The 22,644-nt window shown below is 73.4% G+C and carries 16 protein-coding genes; 9 read left to right on the forward strand and 7 right to left on the reverse strand.

The annotated features are described in order from the left end of the window. Positions 1-103 precede the first annotated feature (103 nt). From ACFCY7_RS00105 to speB, 3 genes are all read right to left on the reverse strand, one after another. A complete protein-coding gene (locus ACFCY7_RS00105; RefSeq protein WP_376480160.1) occupies positions 104-3,829 on the reverse strand; it encodes an ABC transporter ATP-binding protein in 3,726 nt (1,241 codons plus the stop codon). A gap of 155 nt (positions 3,830-3,984) precedes the next feature. Beyond that, entirely contained in the window at positions 3,985-5,667 is a 1,683-nt protein-coding gene (locus tag ACFCY7_RS00110; protein ID WP_376480161.1) for a thiamine pyrophosphate-binding protein, read from the reverse strand. A 102-nt stretch (positions 5,668-5,769) separates the two neighbouring features. Then, positions 5,770-6,747 (reverse strand): agmatinase, encoded by a 978-nt coding sequence (gene speB / locus ACFCY7_RS00115; RefSeq protein ID WP_017237185.1) that lies wholly within the window; start codon positions 6,745-6,747, stop codon positions 5,770-5,772. 120 nt (positions 6,748-6,867) lie between these two features. On the opposite strand from speB, the gene ACFCY7_RS00120 reads away from it, so the two are divergent. Next, on the forward strand, positions 6,868-8,511 hold the full coding sequence (locus tag ACFCY7_RS00120; RefSeq protein WP_376480162.1) for a PucR family transcriptional regulator: 1,644 nt from the start codon (positions 6,868-6,870) through the stop codon (positions 8,509-8,511). Between the two features lie 2 nt (positions 8,512-8,513). On the opposite strand, the gene ACFCY7_RS00125 is transcribed toward ACFCY7_RS00120, so the two are convergent. Continuing rightward, positions 8,514-9,536 (reverse strand): hypothetical protein, encoded by a 1,023-nt coding sequence (locus ACFCY7_RS00125; RefSeq protein ID WP_376480163.1) that lies wholly within the window; start codon positions 9,534-9,536, stop codon positions 8,514-8,516. Positions 9,537-9,727: 191 nt separating this feature from the next. After that, complete coding sequence (locus ACFCY7_RS00130; protein WP_376480164.1) at positions 9,728-10,336, reverse strand: hypothetical protein; 609 nt, start codon at positions 10,334-10,336, stop codon at positions 9,728-9,730. 164 nt (positions 10,337-10,500) lie between these two features. On the opposite strand from ACFCY7_RS00130, the gene ACFCY7_RS00135 reads away from it, so the two are divergent. The 4 genes from ACFCY7_RS00135 (at position 10,501) to ACFCY7_RS00150 (ending at position 14,773) form a co-directional block, all read left to right on the forward strand. After that, on the forward strand, positions 10,501-11,691 hold the full coding sequence (locus tag ACFCY7_RS00135; protein ID WP_376480165.1) for a helix-turn-helix domain-containing protein: 1,191 nt from the start codon (positions 10,501-10,503) through the stop codon (positions 11,689-11,691). Between the two features lie 80 nt (positions 11,692-11,771). After that, positions 11,772-12,929: an acyl-CoA dehydrogenase family protein gene (locus ACFCY7_RS00140; RefSeq protein ID WP_017237177.1), complete on the forward strand. Its 1,158-nt coding sequence runs from the start codon at positions 11,772-11,774 to the stop codon at positions 12,927-12,929. Beyond that, positions 12,930-13,799 (forward strand): acyl-CoA thioesterase, encoded by an 870-nt coding sequence (locus ACFCY7_RS00145; RefSeq protein ID WP_376480166.1) that lies wholly within the window; start codon positions 12,930-12,932, stop codon positions 13,797-13,799. It abuts the gene before it with no gap. 23 nt (positions 13,800-13,822) lie between these two features. Continuing rightward, positions 13,823-14,773: a cation diffusion facilitator family transporter gene (locus tag ACFCY7_RS00150; protein ID WP_376480167.1), complete on the forward strand. Its 951-nt coding sequence runs from the start codon at positions 13,823-13,825 to the stop codon at positions 14,771-14,773. Positions 14,774-14,788: 15 nt separating this feature from the next. On the opposite strand, the gene ACFCY7_RS00155 is transcribed toward ACFCY7_RS00150, so the two are convergent. Continuing rightward, entirely contained in the window at positions 14,789-15,562 is a 774-nt protein-coding gene (locus ACFCY7_RS00155; RefSeq protein WP_376480168.1) for a phosphatase, read from the reverse strand. A gap of 203 nt (positions 15,563-15,765) precedes the next feature. On the opposite strand from ACFCY7_RS00155, the gene ACFCY7_RS00160 reads away from it, so the two are divergent. Next, a complete protein-coding gene (locus ACFCY7_RS00160) occupies positions 15,766-17,400 on the forward strand; it encodes a hypothetical protein (RefSeq protein ID WP_376480169.1) in 1,635 nt (544 codons plus the stop codon). A 60-nt stretch (positions 17,401-17,460) separates the two neighbouring features. Here the strand turns inward: ACFCY7_RS00160 and ACFCY7_RS00165 are convergent, their stop codons facing one another. Continuing rightward, positions 17,461-18,069 (reverse strand): TetR/AcrR family transcriptional regulator, encoded by a 609-nt coding sequence (locus ACFCY7_RS00165; RefSeq protein WP_376480170.1) that lies wholly within the window; start codon positions 18,067-18,069, stop codon positions 17,461-17,463. Positions 18,070-18,156: 87 nt separating this feature from the next. Between ACFCY7_RS00165 and ACFCY7_RS00170 the strand changes: the two genes are divergently transcribed. From ACFCY7_RS00170 to ACFCY7_RS00180, 3 genes are read left to right on the forward strand one after another with little or no spacing between them, the layout of a single operon-like run. Further along, positions 18,157-19,764, forward strand: a complete 1,608-nt coding sequence (locus ACFCY7_RS00170; protein ID WP_367824136.1) for a carboxyl transferase domain-containing protein — start codon at positions 18,157-18,159, stop codon at positions 19,762-19,764. Positions 19,765-19,778: 14 nt separating this feature from the next. Continuing rightward, on the forward strand, positions 19,779-21,713 hold the full coding sequence (locus ACFCY7_RS00175; RefSeq protein ID WP_376480171.1) for an acetyl/propionyl/methylcrotonyl-CoA carboxylase subunit alpha: 1,935 nt from the start codon (positions 19,779-19,781) through the stop codon (positions 21,711-21,713). Then, positions 21,710-22,639, forward strand: coding sequence for a hydroxymethylglutaryl-CoA lyase (locus ACFCY7_RS00180; RefSeq protein ID WP_376480172.1), 930 nt, complete (start codon positions 21,710-21,712; stop codon positions 22,637-22,639). The genes ACFCY7_RS00175 and ACFCY7_RS00180 overlap by 4 nt, the downstream gene beginning before the upstream one ends. Positions 22,640-22,644: the final 5 nt, after the last annotated feature.

Consider the following 22,644-nt stretch of genomic DNA (forward strand, 5'->3'; position numbering starts at 1 on the left):
GCGGTCGCGCCGGCGCCCGGAAGCAGCCTGACGGGCGCCCGGGAAACGGCCGCGGCCGACCGGGGGAAGGCCGGTCGGCCGCGTTCGTGCGCTGCGGGGGAGGTCAGACCCGCTCGGGTTCGGCCTCCCCGATGAAGGTGCTCCAGAGGGCGGCGTACCGGCCGCCGAGGGCGAGGAGTTCGTCGTGGGTGCCGTCCTCGGCCACCCGGCCGTGGTCCATGACGATCACACGGTCGGCGCGGGCGGCCGTGGTGAGGCGGTGGGCGACGACGAGCGTGGTGCGGCGGCCGGCGAGGCGGTCGGCGGCCCGGTTGACCTGCGCCTCGGTGGCGAGGTCGAGGGCGGCGGTGGCCTCGTCGAGGAGCAGGATGTCCGGGTCGACGAGTTCGGCGCGGGCGAGCGCGATGAGCTGGCGCTGCCCCGCGGACAGGTTCCGTCCCCGCTCGGCGACCTCGTGGAGGTAGCCGCCGTCGAGCGTGGCGATCATGTCGTGGGCGCCGACCGCGCGGGCCGCCGCCTCGACCTCGGCGTCGGTCGCCTCGGGACGGCCGTACGCGACGGCGTCGCGGATCGTCCCGGCGAAGAGGTACGACTCCTGCGGGACGACGCCGAGCCGGTGGCGGTACGCGGTGAGGTCGAGGTCCCGCAGGTCGGTGCCGTCGGCCGTGACCCGGCCGCCCGTCGGGTCGTAGAACCGCGCGACCAGCTTGACGAGGGTGGACTTGCCGGCGCCGGTCTCGCCGACGAAGGCGACGGTCTGCCCGGCGGGGATGCGCAGGTCGATGCCGGTGAGCGCCTCCTCGCCCGCGTCGGCGGAGCCGTATCCGAAGGACACGTCCTCGAAGGCGATCTCGCCGCGCAGCGACCGCACGCCGAGGGGCGCGGCGGCGGGGGCCGTGGACGTCGGCTCCCGGAGCAGCTCCTGCATCCGCTTCAGCGAGACGGAGGCCTGCTGGTAGCCGTCGAAGACCTGCGAGAGCTGCTGGACGGGGGCGAAGAAGAGGTCGATGTAGAGGAGGTAGGCGACGAGGGCGCCGGTGGTGAGCGTGCCGGCCTCGATGCGGTTCGCACCGACGATCATGACGGCGGCGGCCGCGGCGGAGGACAGCAGCGTGACGAACGGGAAGTAGACCGAGATCAGCCACTGGCCCCGGACGCGCGCCGCGCGGTACTCCTCGCTGCGGGCGCCGAACCGGTCCGCGACGGCCTGCTCGCGGCGGAAGGCCTGCACGATCCGGAGGCCGGTGACGGACTCCTGGAGGTCGGCGTTGACGACGCTGATCCGGTCGCGCGCCAGCTCGTACGCCCGCACGCTCGACCGGCGGAAGAAGTACGTGGCGACGGCGAGGACGGGCAGGGTCGCGAAGACGACCAGGGCGAGCTGGAGGTCGAGCACGAGCAGCGCGACCATGATCCCGAAGAAGGTCACGACCGAGACGAAGGCGGTGACCAGGCCCGTCTGCAGGAACGTCGACAGGGCGTCCACGTCCGTGGTCATCCGGGTCATGATCCGGCCGGTGAGCTCGCGCTCGTAGTAGTCGAGGCCGAGCCGCTGGAGCTGGGCGAAGATCTTGAGGCGCAGCGCGTAGAGGACCCGCTCGCCGGTACGGCCCGTCATGCGGGTCTCGGCGGTCTGCGCGACCCACTGCACGAGCACGGTGACCAGGGCGAGCGCGGAGGCCGCCCAGACGGCGCCGATCGCCAGCCGGTTCACGCCCTCGTCGATGCCGTGCCGGATCAGGACCGGCAGCAGGAGGCCCGCGCCGGCGTCGAGGGCGACGAGCCCGAGGCTGATGAGCAGCGGGGCGCCGAAGCCGCGGAGCAGCCTGCGCAGGCCGTACGCGTCCTCCGCCGAGACGGCCCGGGTCTCGTCGACGGCGGGGGTGTCGACGGCGGGCGGCAGGGCGGCGACGGCGGCGAGCAGTTCGGGGGTGGCGCCGGGCGCGGCGCTCTCCCGGTCGGCGGCGCCGTCCCGCACCCACAGGGTGGGGGTGATGCCCCGCTCGGCGTCGAACTCGGCGTCCAGCTCGGCCCGCAGCATGCGGTCCTCGGGAGGCTCGGCTGACGCCGCCGCGTGGCCGGGCGAGACGGCCCCCAGCTCGTCGGGGTCGGTGAGGAGCCGCCGGTAGAGCTCCGAGCGCTCCTCCAGTTCCTCGTGGGTGCCGATGTCGGAGAGCCGGCCGCCGTCCAGGACGGCGATCCGGTCGGCGAGGCCGAGGCTGGAGCGGCGGTGCGCGATGAGCAGGGTCGTACGACCCGCCATCACCGACTTCAGCGCCTCGTGGATCTCGTGCTCGACCTTGGCGTCGACGGCGGAGGTGGCGTCGTCGAGGAGCAGCAGGCGGGGGTCGGTGAGGATCGCGCGGGCCAGTGCGAGGCGCTGGCGCTGGCCGCCGGAGAGGGTGAGGCCGTGCTCGCCGACCTTGGTGTCGTACCCGTCGGGCAGCTCGGCGATGAACCGGTCGGCCTGGGCGGCGCGTGCGGCGGTCTCGATCTGCTCCGGGGTGGCGTCCGGGGCGCCGTACGCGATGTTGGCGCGGACGGTGTCGGAGAAGAGGAACGAGTCCTCGGGGACGAGTCCGATCGCGGCGCGCAGGGAGTCGAGGGTGAGCTCGCGGACGTCGTGGCCGCCGACGAGGACGGCGCCGTGGGTCACGTCGTAGAAGCGGGGCAGGAGCAGCGAGACGGTCGACTTTCCGGAGCCGGAGGCGCCGACGACGGCGACGGTCTCGCCGGGCCGGATCTCCAGGGAGAAGCCGTCGAGGACGGGGGTGCCGTCCTGGTAGGCGAAGGACACGTCGTCGAACTCGACGGTCGCGGGCACGTCGGCCGGCAGTTCCCTGGTGCCGTCCTGGATGGCGGGCTCGGTGTCGATGAGCTCGACGACCCGCTCGACGCCGGCGCGGGCCTGCTGGCCGATGGTGAGGACCACGGCGAGCATCCGGACCGGGCCGACGAGCGAGGCCAGGTAGGCGGAGAAGGCGACGAAGGTGCCGAGGGTGATCTGCCCGCGGTAGGCGAGCCAGCCGCCGAGGGCGAGGACGGCGACCTGGCCGAGGGCGGGGACGGCCTGGAGCGCGGGGGTGTACTTCGCGTTCAGCCTGACCGTCCGGAGCCGGCCGGCGAACAGCTTCCGCCCGGCCTCCCTGATCTTGCCGGTCTCCTGGTCCTCCTGCCCGAAGCCCTTCACGACCCGGACGCCGGTCACGGCCCCGTCGACGACGCCGGCGACGGCCGCGGCCTGCTGCTGGGCGTGCCAGGTGGCCGGGTGGAGGCGGGTGCGGCTGCGCTTGGCGATGAACCACAGGGCGGGGGCGACGGCGAGCGCAACCAGGGTGAGCGGGACCGACAACCAGGCCATGACGGCCAGCGAGATGAAGAACAGCAGGAAGTTGCCGATCGTCATCGGCAGCATGAACAGCAGGCCCTGGATCAGCTGGAGGTCGCTGGTCGCCCGCCCCACCACCTGCCCGGTGGACAGCTCGTCCTGCCGCCGCCCGTCGAGCCGCGTGATCGTCCGGTACATGTCCGTGCGCAGGTCGTGCTGGATGTCGAGGGCGAGGCGGCCCCCGTAGTACCGGCGGACGTACGTCAGGACGTAGACGAGGACCGCGGCGCCGATCAGGAGTCCGGTCCACACCGCGAGGTCCCGGGTCTTCGTCCCGATCACGTCGTCGATGATCACCTTGGTCACCAGCGGCACCAAGGCCAGCACGGCCATGCCCGCGAGCGAGGACCCGAGTGCCAGCAGCGTGTTCGCCTTGTACCGCCACGCGTACCCGGCCAGCCTCCGCGCCCACCCCTGCTGTTTCCGCCCGGTCTCCGCCACCAGTGGCCTCCCGCTCGTCCTGCTCTACCGGAACTCCCAACGCGGCCGACGTGCGATTTCATCCCACCGCAACAAACCCGGGGACGAAACCGGTCCCTGGTCCTAGGACCAGGGACCGGACGTCACCCGTACCGCACGCGCACCCGCGGGGGCGCTCAGAGGTGGGTCGGTTCGAACATGCGGAGGAGGGCCGGGAGGACCACGACGGAGGGGCCGGGGGTCGCGAGGGCCTCGGCGAGGTGCGTCGCCAGGTGGTCGGGGTCGGTGAGGGTGGCGGGGACGCCGAAGGACTCGGCCAGCGCGACGAAGTCGGGGCGGGTCAGCTCGGTGCCCGTGGTCTCGCCGAAGGCGTCCGTCATGTACTCGCGCAGGATGCCGTAGCCGCCGTCGTCGACGATCAGCCAGGTCACGTCGAGCCCGTACTGCTTCGCCGTGGCCAGCTCCGCGATCGAGTACATCGCGCCGCCGTCGCCGGAGACCGCGAGGACCGGCTCGGACGGGTCGGCGACGGCCGCGCCGAGGGCGGCGGGGAAGGCGTAGCCGAGGCCGCCGGCGCCCTGGGCGGAGTGCATGGTGTTGGGGTGCCGGGCGTCGAACGCCGACCAGGCCCAGTAGGCCAGGATCGTCATGTCCCAGAAGCTCGGCGCCCGGGCCGGCAGCGCCTTCCGCACCGCCGCGACGACCCGCTGCTCCAGGCCGAGGTCCTGGGCGGCGATCCGCTCCCTGACCTTGGTCAGGACGGCCGAGACCCGCTCGGCCGCGGTCGGGTCGGTGCGCTTCCCGGCCGTCTCCAGGAGGGCCTGGAGGGCGAGCCGCGCGTCCGCGTGGATGCCCAGCGCCGGATGGTTGGACTCCAGCTTCCCGGCGTCGGCCTCGATCTGGATCACCCGGCCGCGCGGCGCGAACGTGTGGTAGTTCGAGGACAGTTCGCCGAGCCCGGAGCCCACGACGAGGAGGACGTCGGCGTCCTCCAGGAAGTCGGTGGTGTGCCGGTCCTCCAGCCAGGACTGGAGCGACAGCGGGTGCGCCCACGGGAACGCGCCCTTGCCGCCGAAGGTGGTGACGACGGGCGCGTCGATCAGCTCCGCCAGGGCCCGCAGCTTGCCGGACGCGTCGGAGCGCACGACGCCGCCGCCCGCGATGATCGCCGGCCGCTCCGCCCTCGTCAGCAGGTCGGCCGCGACCGCGGTGAGCTCCGGGCGCGGTGCGACGTCCTCGGGCGTCGCGTCCATCGCCGTGACCACGGGCAGGAGGGTCTCGGCGGTGAGCACGTCCTGCGGGATCTCCACCCACACCGGCCCGTGCGGGGCCGTCAGCGCCGACTCCCAGGCCGCCGCGAGCGCGGACGGGATCTGGGACTGGGTGCGGACGGTGTGCACGGACTTCACGACGTCCCTGAACGAGGCCTGCTGGTCGCGCAGCTCGTGCAGGTAGCCGTGGCGTCCGCCGCCGAGCCCGGCCACCGGGATCTGGCTGCCGATCGCGAGGACCGGGGCCGACGCGGCCGCCGCCTCCTGGAGCGCGGCGAGCGACATCAGCGCGCCGGGTCCGGTGGACAGCAGCAGCGGGGCCGCCTCGCCCGTGATGCGGCCGTACGCGTCGGCGGCGAAGCCGGCGTTGTTCTCCACCCGGAGGCCCACGTACCGGAGCGGCGACCGGCGCAGCGCGTCGAACATTCCGAGCGCGTGCTGGCCGGGGAGGCCGAAGACGGTCGTCGCACCCAGCCCCGACAGCGTCTCGATGACGAGGTCACCGCCGGTGCGGCCCTTCGGCGGATTGAGCGCGGCGGCGGTCTGCGCCTCCGTGGGTCGCAGCACGAGGTCGTGGTCGTGGGTCATGGGGTCCCTCTGGGCGTGGCTCGACGATCGGGTGCGGCCCGGTGGTCGGGTCGTGCCCACCCGTTCCGCCCTGCGGAACGTATGCCCACGACCCGACCGGCGTCACATCGAGGTGCGGCTCGCCGCGATCTGGCGGCTCATGATCGTCGTCAGCTCGTAGGCCGTGTGCGACGCGGCGACCGCGGTGATCTCGGCGTGGTCGTAGGCGGGGGCCACCTCGACGACGTCGGCGGAGACCAGGTTGCAGGAGGACAGGCCGCGGAGGATCTCCAGGAGCTCGCGGGAGGTCATGCCGCCGGCCTCGGGGGTGCCGGTGCCGGGGGCGTGGGCAGGGTCGAGGCAGTCGATGTCGATGGAGATGTACAGCGGGCGGTCGCCGATGCGCTGGCGCAGCTGGTCGGCGACCTCGTCGGCGCCCCGGCGGTAGATGTCCGCGGAGGTGACGATGCCGAAGCCCATCTTCTCGTCGTCGGTGAGGTCCTGCTTGCCGTAGAGCGGGCCGCGGGTGCCGACGTGGGAGAGGGCGGAGGTGTCGAGGATGCCCTCCTCGACGGCGCGGCGGAACGGGGTGCCGTGGGTGTACTCGGCGCCGAAGTAGGTGTCCCAGGTGTCGAGGTGCGCGTCGAAGTGGAGCAGGGCGACCGGGCCGTGCTTCTTGGCGACGGAGCGCAGCAGCGGCAGGGCGACGGTGTGGTCGCCGCCGAGGGTCATCATGCGGGCGCCGGTGGCGAGCAGGTCGTCGGCGGCGGCCTCGATGGTCTCGACGGCCTCGTTGATGTTGAACGGGTTGGCGGCGATGTCGCCGGCGTCCGCGACCTGGGCGAGGGCGAACGGGGAGGCGTCCTGCGCCGGGTTGTAGGGGCGGAGCAGGCGGGAGGCCTCGCGGATGGCGTTGCCGCCGAAGCGCGCGCCGGGGCGGTAGGAGACGCCGCTGTCGAAGGGGATGCCGACCACGGCGACGTCGGCGGTGCCGACCTCGTCGAGCCGCGGCAGCCGGGCGAACGTCGCGGGACCGGCGTACCGCGGGATGCGGGACGAGTCGATCGGGCCGCGCGGGGTGTTCTGGTCGCTGCTGCTCATGGTCGGGGTCCTCCTGGGGGTGTCGGTGGGTCCGGCTCGACGGTAAGTGGCCCGAAAGCGACATTGAAGTGTACGTTCCCTCCACTGTACGGACCGTGAATGTACGAAGGGGCCACTCCGATGACCGCACCGACCGCCCCGGAGCCCGGGCCCGGCTCCACTCCCCCCGCGCCGCCGGTCCCGCTGGCCGCGCTGCTCGCGCACCCGGACCTCGGTCTGCGGCTGCTCGCCGGGCCCGGCGACGTACCGCTGCACTGGGTGCACACCTCGGAGATGGCCGACCCCTATCCGTACCTCCTGGGCGGCGAGCTGCTGATGACGGCGGGCGTCCAGCTCACCGACCCGGCGCACTACGTCGGGCGGGTCGTGGAGGCGGGGGCCGCGGCGCTCGCCTTCGGGGTGACGCCGGTGTACGACACCGTCCCGGCCGGGCTCGTCGAGGCCTGCGCGCGGCACGGCCTCCCGCTGGTCGAGGTGCCGCCGAGGACGCCGTTCACCGCCGTCGCGCGGGCGCTGTGGCGGCTGATGGCGGAGGCCAGGCTGTACGAGCTGCGCCGGGTGACCGAGGCCCAGCAGTCCCTCGCCACGGCCGCCGCCCGCCCGGCCCCCGTCCCCGCGGTGCTCGGCGCGCTCGCGTCCCGGCTCGCGGGGCGGGCGGTCCTCTTCGCGCCGGACGGCACGGAGTCCGTGGCGGCCGGCCGTGAGGTCCCGGCGGAGGCGGCCCGCGCCCTGCGGGAGCTGGCGGGCGTCCTCGGCCCGCGCCCGGGCGGCCCGGCCTCGGCGAGCGGGGACGGCGGCGGGCTGCGACTCGCGGCGTACGCCCTCGGCGGCGGGGACGGCCTGACCCTCGGCGTGGCGACGGACCGCCGCGGCCCCGGCGACCACACGATCGCGGGCGTCGCCGTCGTCCTGCTCTCGCTCCTCACGGCCCCGCACCGGGGCGCGGACGTGACCGTACGCGACGCGTCCCTGGTCCGACTGCTCCTCGGCGCGCCCCCGGCCGAGGTCGCGCGTTCGCTCGGCCCCGGCCCCTGGACGGTGGTGCACGCCCGGGGCGGCGACGGCACCCCCTTCGCGGCGACCTCGCTCGCGGCGGCACTGGGAACGGCACTGGTGGACGCGGGGGGCGACACCCCTGGCGTGGAGGGCGGCACCACCGGCATCGGGGGAGGCACCACTGGTGTGGAGGGCCGCACCACCGGCGTGGGGGGCGGCACCCCCGGCATCGGGGGAAGCACCGCCGGCATCGGGGGTGGCGCCGCCGGTGTGGGGGCGGGCGCCGATCAGCGTCTCGGCCTCGACCCGGCCGTCGGCGGCGACGCGCGCCCCTCTCCCGTGCGGCTGCTGCTGCCCGCCTCGGTCGAGGTGACGGCCCAGCCGGGGTGGACGCTCGGGGCCGGGGCGCCGGTGGGGGCCGAGGAGCTGGCGGCCGGGGACGCGCAGGCGGCGAGGGCGCTGCGCAGGGCGGAGGCCACCCGGACGGCCCTGGTGCGGCACCGGGCCGGCGGGTTCGCGGCGCTGGTGGACCGCGAGGAGGCCGCCGCGTACGCCGCGGGCCTCCTCGCCCCGCTCACCGAGCCGCTGGCCGAGACCCTGCGGGTCTGGCTCTCGCTGCACGGCAGCTGGGACCGGACGGCGGCGGCCCTGGACATCCACCGCAACACCGTCCGGCAGAGGATCACCCGCTGCACCGCGCTCCTCGACCGGGACCTGGACGACCCCGACGTACGGATGGAGCTGTGGTTCGCGCTCAAGTCCCGGTGAGGTCAGCGGGCGCTCGCGGCCTCGGCGGCCAGTTCCTCGACCCGGCTGCGGTACGCCCCGGCCAGGTCGCCGCCGTTCGCCTCGGGAACCCCTTCCGGGCCGGCCCCGAGCGCCTCGAGGACCGCGTCGGCACGGGCCTGACGGTCCGCCAACGCGTCCACGGCGTGCGGGTACAGCAGCCCGAGCCCGCGCTTGTCGCCGTCCGACAGGTTCTGCCCGTTGCCGTTCGGCGCGCAGCTGCTGGGGGTGGACTTGTAGAAGAAGGCCGGGAACCGGTACAGCATCACGGACTTCGTGTCGAACGGCCCGGCGACGAGATCCGGGGCGTCCACGGTGCGCAGGTTGTGGTCCACCTTCGCCCGCGGCCACCGGTTCGGCGCGCCCGCGAGGTACGTGTAGATGCCGGGGCGCCGGCCCTGGGCGTCCGCCACGAAGGTGCCGGCCGGGTCCTGGGTGGGGACGTACCCGACCTCGTCCTCCCAGCGGAACTCGCCCTCGCAGGTGCCGCGCATGTTCTGGTGGGAGTGGTGGAACCCCAGGGCGTGCAGGAACTCGTGCCGAACGGTGCCCTCCCACTGGGCGGGCCTGTTCGTCGCGTACCGCCCGAGGTTGAGGCTGCGCTGGCCGGGGTTGCCGCCGACCTGACCCCCTCCCGCGCCGATGGAGCTGTCGGTGCTGTCGGTGCCCACCAGGGAGAAGTAGCCCGGCAGGTCGAAGCTGACCCGGACCTCGGCGGCCAGGACCGTGTCGGCCGGGGTCCATCTCCGGTAGGTCCCGCCGTTCCGCCCGAAGTCGAGCGTCAGGTTGCAGGCGTCGGTGATCTGCTTCGTCGCACCCTCGATGTCCGCGTGCAGCTGGTCGTTCCCGTCGAGGAACGCCACCCGCACCGTCTTGCCCAGGGGCCACTTCCCGATGTCGGTGACGAGGAACTCCAGGCCGTCGGCGGCCGTGGCGCGCCTCCAGCGGTCCCGCACCTCGATCTCGGCGATGACCTCGTCGGGGAGGGCTTCGAGTTCGAGTTCCATGACGCGTCCTTTCGCATCACATTCGAAACGGTCCCCCCGACCGGTACCGGTCTGATGACGGATGGGCCGCTCGGCTGGACGCACGAGCACGCCGACGTCGGAAACCCACCTCTCAGTATCCCCCGAACGGCGGTACCCCGCGACCTGACGGTCACTCTGAGTAGTTCGCCATCCGTCGAGATGACACTGTGTCAGGGCCAGATCTTGTTCACGGCGGTGCGGGTCGTCGTGCGGAAGGCGGTCAGGGGGGCGTCCTCGAAGTCGCCCATCTGGCCCCAGCGGACGAAGGTGACGGTGCGGCCGTCACGGCCGACGGAGAAGAGGTGGATGTCGGTGGTGCCGATCTGCGGGTCGGCGGTGTCCAGGCTGTAGACCCAGGCACCCTCCTCGACGGCGAGCGTGCCGTGGGAGGCGCTGACGGCGCGCAGGCCCGGGTTCTGCCGCTCAAGGAGGGGGCCGCAGCCGGCGAGGGCCTTGCGGAGGGTGTCGACCAGCTTCACGGCGTCGGCCTCGGTGCGGGCGACGGTGGTGATCTGGACGCCGTTGGTGTCGAGCTCGGTGCCGAACTCGCGGTAGCGGGTGTTCTGCGCCGGGATCTTGTACGGGGCGCAGAGGGCGCCGCCGTTCTCCGGGACGCCGGTGAAGACCTGGGTGGCGGTCCACGGCGTCGACGACGGCGGCATCTGGGAGGCGGCGAGGAAGGCGGGCTGGGCAGCGGCCTGCGCCGGGGCCGTGGCGAGGGCCGCGAGGCCCAGGGCGGCAGCGGCGGCGGTGGCGAGTGCGGTACGGAGCTTGCTCATGGTGGTGGATCCCCCGTCGGGTCGTTCGGTCAGTGCTCGACCAGCGTCGGGCCGGCGTCCCGCCGCCTGCAACGGTGACGCGCCCACCGTCCGTCCCGGAACCATTCCACCCCCGCTGACGTGCAAGGACGTGAGGGGTGGGACGCAGGGGCGAGGGGGATGGAATGCCGAAGGACGCCGCCGTCGAGGAGTTCGCGCGGCTCGTGCGCGCGCTGAAGGCGCGGGACGGGAGGAGTTACGAGGCGCTGGGCCGGCGCCTGAGCGTCAGCGCGTCCACCCTCCACCGCTACTGCTCCGGCGCGACCGTCCCGGAGGAGTTCGCCGTGGTCGACCGCCTCGCCCTGCTGTGCGGTGCGGACGAGGAGGAGCGGCGCGCCCTGGAGGCGGCCTGGACCCGCGCGGACGGCGCCCGCCGCCCTCCGGCACCGGAGCCCGCGCCCGCGCCCGAGCCCGGCGCGGAGCCGAAGCCCGAGCCCGGCCCGGAGCCGGAGCCGGCCCCGGAAGCTGTGCCGGAGCCCGCGCCGGTCCCCGAGCCGGCGCCCGAGCCCGAGCCGGAACCCGTGCACGCGCGCGTGCCGGGCCTCCCGTCCGAGCGGCGGAGGCGTCGGTGGGGGTGGGTGGGCGTGGTCTGCGGGGCGCTGGCGGTCGTGGGGACGGTGACGCTCGGAGCCGTACTCCTGCCCGGGAAGACCCGGGAGCGGGCCGCCGAATCACCGGCGCCGCTGACGTGGACGGTCGCCTCGGACCTCTGGAAGAACGGGTGCGGGCACACCTACCTCGTGGAGCGGACGCCCGCTCCCCCGCCGGAGGCGGCCGACGCGCGGAGCTGGGCGGCGGCGCAGGGGGCCGTGGACGGCGGGGAGACGCTGGTGCGGGTGTCGGTGCAGGGGAAGGGCGCGGCGGCGGTGGTGCTCCAGGCGCTGCACGTGCGGGTGGTGGAGCGGGGCGCGCCGCTGCCGTGGGCGGCGTACCGGATGGACGACGGGTGCGGCGGGGCCGTGACGCCGCGCCGCTTCGAGGTGGACCTGGACCGGCCGCGGCCGGTGGCGCGGGCGCTGGACGGGTACGACGCCTCCGGGGAGGAGGGCCGGACGCTCCCGGCGGTCTCGTTCCCGTACGCGGTCAGCGCCGCCGAGCCGGAGGAGCTGCTGGTCTCGGCGGGGGCGGCGGGGTGCGACTGCCGCTGGTACCTGGAGCTGGAGTGGAGCTCGGAGGGGCGCCGGGGCACGGTCCGGATCGGGGACGAGGACGGCGCACCCTTTCGGACGAGCGGGGCGAAGGGGCGGCCCGTGTACGGGTACGACTCCGTGGGGCGGGCCTGGATCACAGGCGAGGAGTCTGGACAGGGTGGGTGACCGATGGGTAACTTCGTAGACGACAGGCTGAGCAAGCGCTTAGACAACTGGGCCCGCCCGCACACCGGAGGAGACGCACCGTGCGCCGTACCGTATTCAACGAGGACCACGAGGCGTTCCGGGAGACCATCCGCGCCTTCATCGAGGCCGAGGTCGTCCCGGTCTACGACGAGTGGTTCGCCGCGGGCCAGGCGCCGCGCGAGTTCTACGACAAGCTGGGCGAGCTGGGCATCTTCGGCATCAACGTGCCCGAGGAGTTCGGCGGCGCGGGCCTGGACACCCACAAGTTCGAGGCCGTCCTGTACGAGGAGACCTCGCGCGCGGGCGTCCAGTTCGGCGGCTCCGGCGTGCACGTGCTGCTCGCCCTGCCCTACATCAAGATGCTCTCCACCGACGAGCAGAAGAAGCGCTACCTGCCGAAGTTCGTCACCGGCGAGGAGATGTGGGCGCTCGCCATGACCGAGCCGGGCACCGGCTCCGACGTCGCGGGCATGAAGACCACCGCCAAGCTCTCCGAGGACGGCACCCACTACGTCCTCAACGGCGCCAAGACCTTCATCACCGGCGGCGTCCACGCCGACCGCGTGATCGTCTGCGCCCGCACCTCCGCCCCCACCGCCGAGGACCGCCGCCACGGCATCTCCCTCTTCGCCGTGGACACCAAGTCCGAGGGCTACTCCATCGGCCGCAAGCTGGACAAGCTCGGCCTGCGCACCTCCGACACCGCCGAGCTGGCGTTCGTCGACGTGAAGGTGCCGGTCGAGGACCTGCTCGGCGAGGAGAACAAGGGCTTCTACTACCTGGGCCACAACCTGGCCTCCGAGCGCTGGGGCATCGCCTTCGGCGCCTACGCCCAGGCCAAGGCCGCCGTCCGCTTCGCCCAGCAGTACGTCACGGACCGCACGGTCTTCGGCAAGCCGGTCGCGCACTTCCAGAACACCAAGTTCGAGCTGGCCGCCTGCCAGGCCGAGGTCGACGCCGCCGAGGCCGTCGCCGACCGCGCCCTGGAGGCCCTGGACGCCGGCGAGCTGACCCCGGCCGAGGCCGCGAGCGCCAAGCTCTTCTGCACCGAGGTCGCCCACCGCGTCATCGACCGCTGCCTCCAGCTGCACGGCGGCTACGGCTACATGAACGAGTACCCGATCGCCCGCCTCTACGCCGACAACCGCGTCAACCGCATCTACGGCGGCACCAGCGAGATCATGAAGTCGATCATCGCCAAGTCGATGGGCCTGTAAGTGCCCGACGCGCACACGGCTCTGGATGACCTGCTCGATCTCCTCGACCTGGAGCAGATCGAGCAGGACATCTTCCGGGGCGAGTCCCGGCCCTCGATCGTCCCCCGCGTCTTCGGCGGCCAGGTGGCCGCCCAGGCGCTGGTGGCGGCGGGCCGGACCGTCCCGGCCGACCGGCTCGCCCACTCGCTCCACGCGTACTTCCTGCGCGCCGGCGACCCGGGCGCGCCGATCGTCTACAACGTCGACCGGATCCGCGACGGCCGCTCCTTCACCACCCGCCGGGTGGTCGCGATCCAGCACGGCCGGCCGATCTTCCACCTCGCGGCGTCCTTCCAGACGTACGAGGAGGGGCTCGACCACCAGGTGGAGATGCCGCCCGCGCCCGACCCGGAGTCGCTGGAGACGCCCGCCGAGATGCTCCCCCGCGACCTCCCCCGCGAGGTCGCGGACCGGCTGATCGAGGCCCGCGCGGCCGTCGACCTCCGCTACGCCGAGACGCCCCCGTGGGGAACGGTCGGCACCCCGCGCGAACCCCGCTCCCAGGTCTGGTTCCGCACCAACGGGAAACTGGCCGACGACCCCCTGCTGCACGTCGTCCTCGCCACGTACGTCTCCGACATGACGCTGCTCGACTCGGTCCTCCTCGCCCACGGGCGCGGCGGCTGGGCCGTCGGCGACGTCGTCGGGGCCTCCCTCGACCACGCCATGTGGTTCCACCGGCCCTTCCGGGCCGACGAATGGCTCCTGTACGACCAGGAGTCGCCGACCGCGTCCGGCGGGCGCGGCCTCGGCCAGGCCCGGATCTACACGCAGGACGGGCGGCTCGCGATCTCCGTCATCCAGGAGGGTGTCGTTCGCGTCCCGCGCTGACGACCGAACATACCGTCCGATTCATGACGGAAAACAGCGAAAGCACCTTCACGGTGATCGTGGCGGCGGCGGCGAACCTCGGGATCGCCGCCGCCAAGGTCGTCGCGGGCCTCGTCAGCGGCTCCAGCGCCATGCTCTCCGAGGCCGCCCACTCGGTCGCCGACACCGTCACCGAGGTCATGCTGCTCACCGCGCTCAAGCGGAGCGAGAAGCCCGCCGACGAGGACCATCCCCTCGGCTACGCGGGCGAACGGTACGTGTGGGCGATGCTGGCGGCCGTCGCGACCTTCGTCGGCGGCGCGGTCTTCTCCGTCTACGACGGCATCCACACCCTCGCCCACGGCGAGGAGCTCGGCGACCCGACGATCTCGTACATCGTCCTCGGCGTCGCCTTCGTCCTGGAGGGCTTCTCCCTCCGGACCGGCGTCCGGCAGGTCAAGGCGGAGGCCGAACGCATGAGGGCCCCCTTCGCCGCCTACCTGCGGCGCACCCCCGACACCACCGTCAAGGCCGTCGTCATGGAGGACTCCGCCGCCCTCACCGGCCTCATGCTCGCGGCCGCCGGCCTCCTCGGCGGCCAGCTCACCGGCTCCGGCGTCTGGGACGGCATCGCGTCGATCCTCATCGGCGTCCTGCTCGTGTACGTGGCCTGGGTCCTCGGCCGCTCCAACGCCGAACTCCTCATCGGCCGCCCGGCCCCGTCGCAGATGCGGTCCGGCATCCGCGAGGAGATCCTGACCGTCCCGCACGTCGTCGACGTCCTCGACCTGATCACCCTGATCCAGGGACCCGGGGAGGTCCTGGTCGCGGCGAAGATCGACTTCCGGGACGTGGCGTCCGCGGAGCAGGTGGAATGGGCGTGCGAGGACGCGGAGGCCCAACTCCGCGAACGCTTCCCGTCGATCCGCCGCGTCTACCTGGACCCGACGCCGGGCGTGGCGCAGCGCCGGCCCAGGCCGCCGGAGCCCGCCTGATCGGACGGCGGCCGGTCAGGCGAGGCCCGCCGCGTTCAGCGTGTACGCCGTCAGCGGCTCGTAGAAGCGCGGGTCGAGGACGTGGTCGTCGAGGGGGACGGCGACCTGGAGGGTGCCCTCGGCCTCGGCGAGGAACAGCGCCGGGTCGTTGCAGTCCGCGTAGCCGACGGCGTCGATGCCGCGCTGACCGGCGCGCCCGGCCCAGCCGTGGTCGGCGACGACGAGGTCCGGCCGCCCGGACTCCCCGAGCGCGTCGAGGATCGCGTTCATCGGCTGCGGGGAGTGGGTGTGCCAGAGGCTGGCCCCGCGTTCGAAGACGGCCACGTCGGCGAACTGCACGACGTACCCCTCGTCGGCGACGAGCCCGCCGGGGATGCGCACGATGTCGCAGCCCTGGGCGCGCAGCGCGGCGGCGACCCGGCTGTGGACGTCGATGAGCGCGCCGGGGTGGCCGGTCGCGAAGAGGACGCGCTCCCGGCCCGCGGCGGCCTTGCGCAGCCGGGCGGCCAGCCGGTCGAGGCCGTCGACGGTGAGTTCGGGGTCGATGGTGTCCTGGCCGGCCCGGTGGGCGGGGTCGTCGATGACGCCGCAGCGTTCGGCCATGACGGCGAGCACGTCCTGCTCGTCGGTCCAGCGGTCGCCGAACTCGAGGCCGAACCAGTAGTGCCGGTCGCCGTTGGCGAGCTTGCGGTAGTGGGAGAGGTTGTTGTCGCGCGGGGTGGCGACGTCTCCCGCGATCCGGGTGCGGACGAGGTGCTCGACAAGGGCGGCGCGGCTGAGTATCGGCATGGTGCTCATTCTGTCCGAGCACCATGCCGACGGGACAACCGGTTCCGCCCCGTGGACCGGTTGTCCCCCGGGTTCCGTCGGGCGCCGGCGGACTGCCCGGACCGCCGACGCTGCCCCCGGTGCTGCCCTTCGGTTCCTCGTCGCGCCCCTCCTGCCCCGCGTATCCAGGGGGAGCCCGTACCTCTGTGCCGAAAGAGGCTCCCTTGCGCAGCGACGAGAACCCCGTGCCGATCAGGACCAACGGCGACCGTACGCCGGAGCACGTACGTGCGGACGAGCCGGACGCGCGGCTCCGGGGCCTCCTGGCACTCCAGCGGAGCGCCGGGAACGCCGCCGTCGCCGGACTCCTCCAGGGCGCGGGACACCCCTGGGCGCAGACGCCCGTCCAGCGCATGTGGAACGGAAGCCCGGGAAGCCTCGACACGGACGGCGACCTCCACATGGGGACCCAGCAGTCCGACTACGGCAGCCAGTCGAGCCAGGCCACCGTGAGCAGCCAGGCCTCGCAGCAGAGCGCGTCCTTTCCGTCCCTGGACCTGTACAACCTGGCCTGGACCCCGCACCAGTTGAGCCGGCCCCGCGCCGAGAGGGACGTGCGCGAAGCGCAGGCGGAGGCCATGGCGAGGCTCCACACGCTGGTCATCCCAGCCGTGTGCGAGGGCTCTCCCCCTTCCCTGCCCGAGGGGGCGGCGCATCCGGACGCCGACTACGGCGACGTGGACACGATCACCGTCTACCGGGACGCCGGCTGGCGGCCCCCGAACACGGCCACACGCGGCGGCTCCCTGCAGACCAGCTTCATCGCGAACTACCACTCCGCCTACTTCAACTACCGGGTCGAGCTGGCCAATGACGCGGCGTCCGAGACGCACATCAACCCGGGGATGGTCTTCCGGGTGCTCACCCAGACCCCCCGGTCGAACGGACGCGGTTCGCAGGGCAGGACGTATCTGTTCGAGCACCGGTGGGCTCCCAATCCGGGCTACGCCTGGGCACCCGGTCAGGACGTCGCGGACATCGCCGAGCTCTTCGGACTGGACCCGGACGAGCAGCTCGGGCCGCAGGAGCACGAGTTCGTCGCGCTCCCCTCGGACGACACGCACCCGTTCGTCTTCCTCGTCGAGGAAGACCGGCCCGACGACCGGTTCCTGGACGACGACCGGCGGTTCATGACCGGGGCCGCGTTCGACCACGCGTACCTCATGGCCGGGCTGACCGGGTCCGCGCGCGAGCAGGTGCGCCATTCCGAGCCGCCCCTCCACGATCGGCGCACGGCGGGGCGGAGCACCTCCCAGGCCATGGCGAACACCCAGGCACACGAGTGGATGGACGCCCGGGGGTCCATGGGGGGCAAGCCGGGCGTCCTGGCCAAGTACGAGTGGTGCCATCTGATCGGCGACGGCGACAGCGGGCCGAACATTCCGCAGAACCTCGTGATCGGCACCAACGCCGTGAACACCGAGCAGCTGGCCATGGAGATAGGCCTGCGCCGCTATGTGCGCCAGTTGCGCACGGAGGGCTACGCCATCGAGCTGCGGGTGCGGGCGACCATGGAGAACGCGCCGGAGCAGTCGAATCCCGCCGCGCCGCCCATCCTGGCCGGCGCACCGCTGATGGCGGACTGGATCAGTTACGAGATCACGATCGTCAGCCCCCTCGGGCGTGACCTCGTGCACCGGCAGATCATGGACGCGAAGCGCGGAACGATCACGGAGTCCGAGTTCGCCTTCCTCCAGAACACGGTCGAGCGCCGTATCCGGGCCTTCATCGAGACCCAGCTCGGGGCGGAGGCCGAGAGCGACGACGAGGACGTCGTGGGCGCCGACGTCGAGCTGTGAGCGGCCGCCGCGCCGCGCCCGGCGAGATCCGGAAGAGACGGCCTGGCGGTCCGCCCGCCGCTACCGCCCCAGCGCCCCGAACGCCCCGTCGGCCAGCCGCCTGAGGAGGTCCTCCATGGGGCCGCGGCCGAGGGCGGCGAGGTGGGGGGTGGAGTTGAGGAGGCCGAAGACGGCGTGGACGGCGGTGCGGGCCTCCGACTCGGCGGCGTCGGGGTAGAGCTCGCGGACGACGGTGACCCAGAGCTCGACGTACTGGCGCTGGAGCTGGCGGACCCGCTTGCGGTCCTCGTCCTTGAGGCGGTCGAGCTCGCGGTCGTGGAGGGTGATGAGCGGGCGGTCGTCGAGGGCGAAGTCGATGTGGCCGTCGATGAGGGCGCGGAGGAGGGCCCGGGGGTCTCCGTCGGCCTCGCCGACGCGCAGCCGGCCGCCGTCGAGGAGCCGCTCGCTGATGCCGACGAGCAGTTCGGCGAGCATCGCGTCCTTGCCCGGGAAGTGGCGGTAGAGGCCGGGGCCGCTGATGCCGACGGCGGCTCCTATCTCGTCCACGCCCACGCCGTGGAAGCCACGGGCCGCGAAGAGGCGGGCGGCCTCCTTGAGGATCTGCTCGCGCCGCGTCGGGGCATCGGTCCTGCCGGTGGCGATCGAGGTCGAGGCGGGGGTCGTGGTCATGGATTCGATTCTAGACAACCCCGTTAGCGGTCGTTAACCTGGGCGACGTACGTTAACGCTCATTAACCGAGCAAGGGAGCTCGAGGGATGCAGCAGGCACCTGTGCTGACGAGCGCGGCGGACCCCGCGTCCGCGGCCTGGCAGGCCAACGAGGCGGCCCATCACGAGCTGGCGGCGACCCTGCGCGCCAAGCTCGCGAAGGCCGCCCTGGGCGGCGGTGAGAAGTCCCGGGCCCGGCACACCGCGCGCGGGAAGCTGCTGCCGCGGGACCGGGTGGACACCCTCCTCGACCCGGGCTCGCCCTTCCTGGAGCTGGCCCCGCTCGCGGCGGACGGCATGTACGGCGACCAGGCCCCCGCGGCCGGCGTCATCGCGGGCATCGGCCGGGTCTCCGGCCGGGAGTGCGTGATCGTCGCCAACGACGCGACCGTCAAGGGCGGCACGTACTACCCGATGACGGTGAAGAAGCACCTCAGGGCCCAGGAGGTGGCGCTGGAGAATCGTCTCCCCTGCCTCTACCTGGTCGACTCGGGCGGCGCCTTCCTGCCGATGCAGGACGAGGTCTTCCCCGACCGGGAGCACTTCGGGCGGATCTTCTTCAACCAGGCCAGGATGTCCGGCGCGGGCATCCCGCAGATCGCGGCGGTCATGGGCTCGTGCACGGCCGGCGGCGCGTACGTGCCGGCGATGAGCGACGAGGCCGTGATCGTGCGGAACCAGGGCACGATCTTCCTCGGCGGTCCGCCGCTGGTGAAGGCGGCCACCGGTGAGGTCGTCACGGCCGAGGAGCTGGGCGGCGGCGAGGTCCACTCGCGGATCTCCGGCGTCACCGACCACCTGGCCGAGGACGACGCCCACGCGCTGCGGATCGTCCGGAACATCGTGGCCACGCTCCCCGAGCGCGGCCCGCTCCCCTGGTCGGTCGAGCCGGCCGAGGAGCCGAAGGTCGACCCGTACGGCCTGTACGGCGCGGTGCCGGTGGACTCCCGCACCCCGTACGACGTGCGCGAGGTCATCGCCCGGGTGGTGGACGGCTCCCGCTTCCAGGAGTTCAAGTCCGAGTACGGGCAGACGCTGATCACCGGCTTCGCCCGGATCCACGGCCACCCGGTCGGCATCGTCGCCAACAACGGCATCCTGTTCGCCGAGTCCGCCCAGAAGGGCGCGCACTTCATCGAGCTGTGCGACCAGCGCGGGATCCCGCTCGTCTTCCTGCAGAACATCACCGGCTTCATGGTCGGCAAGGCGTACGAGCACGGCGGCATCGCCAAGCACGGCGCCAAGATGGTCACGGCCGTGGCCACCACCCGGGTGCCGAAGCTGACGGTCGTCGTCGGCGGCTCGTACGGCGCGGGCAACTACTCGATGTGCGGCCGGGCCTACTCCCCCCGCTTCCTGTGGATGTGGCCCAACGCCAAGATCTCGGTCATGGGCGGCGAGCAGGCGGCGTCCGTCCTCGCGACCGTCAAGCGCGACCAGCTCGGCGACGAGTGGAGCGCCGAGGACGAGGAGGCCTTCAAGGCCCCGATCCGCGAGCAGTACGAGAGCCAGGGCAACGCCTACTACGCGTCCGCCCGGCTGTGGGACGACGGGGTCATCGACCCGCTGGAGACCCGGCAGGTCCTCGGCCTCGCCCTGACCGCCTGTGCCAACGCGCCCCTGGGTGACCCCCAGTTCGGCGTCTTCCGGATGTGAAGGGCCCCCAGAAGATGCAGAGCATGTTCGACACCGTCCTCGTGGCCAACCGGGGCGAGATCGCCGTCCGCGTCATCCGCACCCTGCGGGAGATGGGCGTGCGCTCGGTGGCCGTCTACAGCGACGCGGACGCCGACGCCCGCCACGTGCGGGAGGCGGACACGGCGGTGCGGATCGGCCCGCCGCCGGCCGCCGAGTCCTACCTGTCCGTGCCGGCGCTGCTCGACGCGGCCCGCCGCACCGGCGCGCAGGCCGTCCACCCGGGTTACGGCTTCCTCGCCGAGAACGCCGGGTTCGCGCAGGCCTGCGCCGACGCCGGGCTGGTCTTCATCGGCCCGTCCGCCGCGGCGATCTCCCTCATGGGCGACAAGATCCGCGCGAAGGAGACCGTGAAGGCGGCGGGCGTCCCGGTGGTGCCGGGTGCCGCCGACCCCGAGCTGGAGGCGGCCGCCCGCGAACTGGGCGCCCCCGTCCTGCTGAAGCCGAGCGCGGGCGGCGGCGGCAAGGGCATGCGGCTGGTCCGCGACCTGGCGACGCTGACGGACGAGATCGCGGCGGCCCGCCGCGAGGCCCGCTCCTCGTTCGGCGACGACACGCTCCTCGTGGAGCGCTGGATCGACCGCCCCCGGCACATCGAGATCCAGGTCCTCGCCGACACCCACGGCAACGTGATCCACCTCGGCGAGCGCGAGTGCTCCCTCCAGCGCCGCCACCAGAAGATCATCGAGGAGGCGCCCAGCGTCCTCCTCACCCCCGAGATCCGCGCCGCGATGGGCGCGGCGGCGGTCGAGGCGGCGCGCTCCTGCGGCTACGTCGGCGCGGGCACGGTCGAGTTCATCGTCCCGGGCGGCGACCCCTCCTCGTACTACTTCATGGAGATGAACACCCGTCTCCAGGTCGAGCACCCGGTCACCGAGCTCATCACGGGCGTCGACCTGGTGGAGTGGCAGCTGCGGGTCGCGGCGGGCGAGCCGCTCCCCTTCGCCCAGGACGACATCCGCCTGGACGGCTGGGCGATCGAGGCCCGCATCTGCGCGGAGGACCCCTCCCGGGGCTTCCTCCCCTCGGGCGGCACGGTCCTGTCGCTGCACGAGCCGCAGGGCGACGGGGTCCGCACCGACTCGGGCCTGTCGGAGGGCACGGAGGTCTCGTCCCTCTACGACCCGATGCTCTCCAAGGTCATCGTCCACGCGCCCACCCGCGAGGCGGCCCTGCGCAAGCTGCGCGCCGCTCTCGCCTCCACGGTCACCCTCGGCGTCCCGACGAACGCCGGTTTCCTGCGCCGCCTCCTCGCCCACCCGGACGTGGTGTCCGGCCGGCTGGACACCGGCCTGGTCGAGCGCGACGCGGAGTCCCTGGTCCCGACGGGCGTCCCGGACGAGGTGTACGCGGCGGCGGCGGCCGTGCGGGCCGCCGAGCTGGCCCCGGAGCCCCGGGAGGGCTGGACGGACCCGTTCTCGGTGCCGAGCGGCTTCCGCCTCGGCGGCACGCCGAAGCCCCTCGCCTTCCCGTTCCGGGTCGCGGGACTCGAACCCGTGACGGTCGACGCCCCCGCCGGCGGCCGGGTGACGGACACCTCCGTGACCGTGACGGTGGACGGGATCACCCATCACTTCCGGCGCGCCGGCTCCTGGCTCGGCCGGGACGGCGACTCCTGGAACGTCCTGGACCACGACCCGGTCGAGGCCGCGCTCAGCGGGGCGCGGCACGGCGGCGCGGACACGCTGGCGGCGCCGATGCCCGGCACCGTGACCGTGGTGAAGGTGGCCGTCGGGGACGAGGTGGAGGCCGGGCAGAGCCTGCTGGTGGTGGAGGCGATGAAGATGGAGCACGTCATCTCCGCCCCGCACGCCGGGACCGTCACCGAGTTGGACGTCACGCCGGGGACCACCGTCGCCATGGACCAGATCCTGGCCGTGGTCGCGCCGCGTGAGGAGGAGGACGCGTGAGCCTGCCGATGACCGTGAGGGACCCCTCCCTCCCCGCCCGGGTCCGGATCCACGAGGTCGGGGCGCGGGACGGGCTGCAGAACGAGAAGACCACGGTCCCGACCGGGGTGAAGGCGGAGTTCGTGCGGCGGCTCGCCGCCGCGGGGCTCGGCACGATCGAGGCGACCAGCTTCGTGCACCCGAAGTGGGTGCCGCAGCTGGCGGACGCCGAGGAGCTGTTCCCGCTCGTCCGCGACCTGCCGGTCCGGCTGCCCGTCCTCGTCCCGAACGAGCGGGGTCTCGACCGGGCGCTCGCGCTCGGCGCCCGCGAGGTCGCCGTGTTCGCCTCGGCGACCGAGTCCTTCGCGAAGGCCAACCTGAACCGGACCGTCGACGAGGCGCTCGCGATGTTCAGGCCGACCGTCACCCGGGCCATAGAGTCCGGGCTCAAGGTCCGCGGCTATTTGTCGATGTGCTTCGGCGACCCCTGGGAGGGGGCCGTCCCGGTCGAGCAGGTCGTCCGCGTGACCAAGGCCCTGGCCGACATGGGCTGCGACGAGCTGAGCCTCGGCGACACGATCGGCGTCGCCACCCCCGGCCACGTCCAGGCCCTGCTGACGGGGCTGAACGAGGCCGGCGTCCCCACCTCCCGTATCGCCGTGCACTTCCACGACACCTACGGGCAGGCCCTGTCCAACACCCTGGCCGCGCTGCGGCACGGGGTGACCACGGTCGACGCCTCCGCCGGCGGCCTCGGCGGCTGCCCGTACGCGAAGAGCGCGACCGGGAATCTCGCCACCGAGGACCTCGTGTGGATGCTCGACGGTCTCGGCATCGAGACCGGGGTCGATCTGGCCGCCCTCACCGCCACGAGCGGGTGGATGGCCGAACAACTGGGCCGCCCCAGCCCGTCCCGTACCGTCCGCGCCCTCTCCCACAAGGAGTGACGAAA

The sequence above is a fragment of the Streptomyces sp. NPDC056361 genome, assembly GCF_042262805.1.
Lineage (GTDB): Bacteria > Actinomycetota > Actinomycetes > Streptomycetales > Streptomycetaceae > Streptomyces.

Excerpts from the sequence above, each read along its gene's own strand:
- ACFCY7_RS00110 (WP_376480161.1), bottom strand. The coding sequence starts at position 5,667 with ATGACCCACGACCACGACCTCGTGCTGCGACCCACGGAGGCGCAGACC.
- speB (WP_017237185.1), bottom strand. The coding sequence starts at position 6,747 with ATGAGCAGCAGCGACCAGAACACCCCGCGCGGCCCGATCGACTCGTCC.
- ACFCY7_RS00120 (WP_376480162.1), top strand. The coding sequence starts at position 6,868 with ATGACCGCACCGACCGCCCCGGAGCCCGGGCCCGGCTCCACTCCCCCC.
- ACFCY7_RS00125 (WP_376480163.1), bottom strand. The coding sequence starts at position 9,536 with ATGGAACTCGAACTCGAAGCCCTCCCCGACGAGGTCATCGCCGAGATC.
- ACFCY7_RS00130 (WP_376480164.1), bottom strand. The coding sequence starts at position 10,336 with ATGAGCAAGCTCCGTACCGCACTCGCCACCGCCGCCGCTGCCGCCCTG.
- ACFCY7_RS00135 (WP_376480165.1), top strand. The coding sequence starts at position 10,501 with ATGCCGAAGGACGCCGCCGTCGAGGAGTTCGCGCGGCTCGTGCGCGCG.
- ACFCY7_RS00150 (WP_376480167.1), top strand. The coding sequence starts at position 13,823 with ATGACGGAAAACAGCGAAAGCACCTTCACGGTGATCGTGGCGGCGGCG.
- ACFCY7_RS00155 (WP_376480168.1), bottom strand. The coding sequence starts at position 15,562 with ATGCCGATACTCAGCCGCGCCGCCCTTGTCGAGCACCTCGTCCGCACC.
- ACFCY7_RS00165 (WP_376480170.1), bottom strand. The coding sequence starts at position 18,069 with ATGACCACGACCCCCGCCTCGACCTCGATCGCCACCGGCAGGACCGAT.
- ACFCY7_RS00170 (WP_367824136.1), top strand. The coding sequence starts at position 18,157 with ATGCAGCAGGCACCTGTGCTGACGAGCGCGGCGGACCCCGCGTCCGCG.
- ACFCY7_RS00175 (WP_376480171.1), top strand. The coding sequence starts at position 19,779 with ATGCAGAGCATGTTCGACACCGTCCTCGTGGCCAACCGGGGCGAGATC.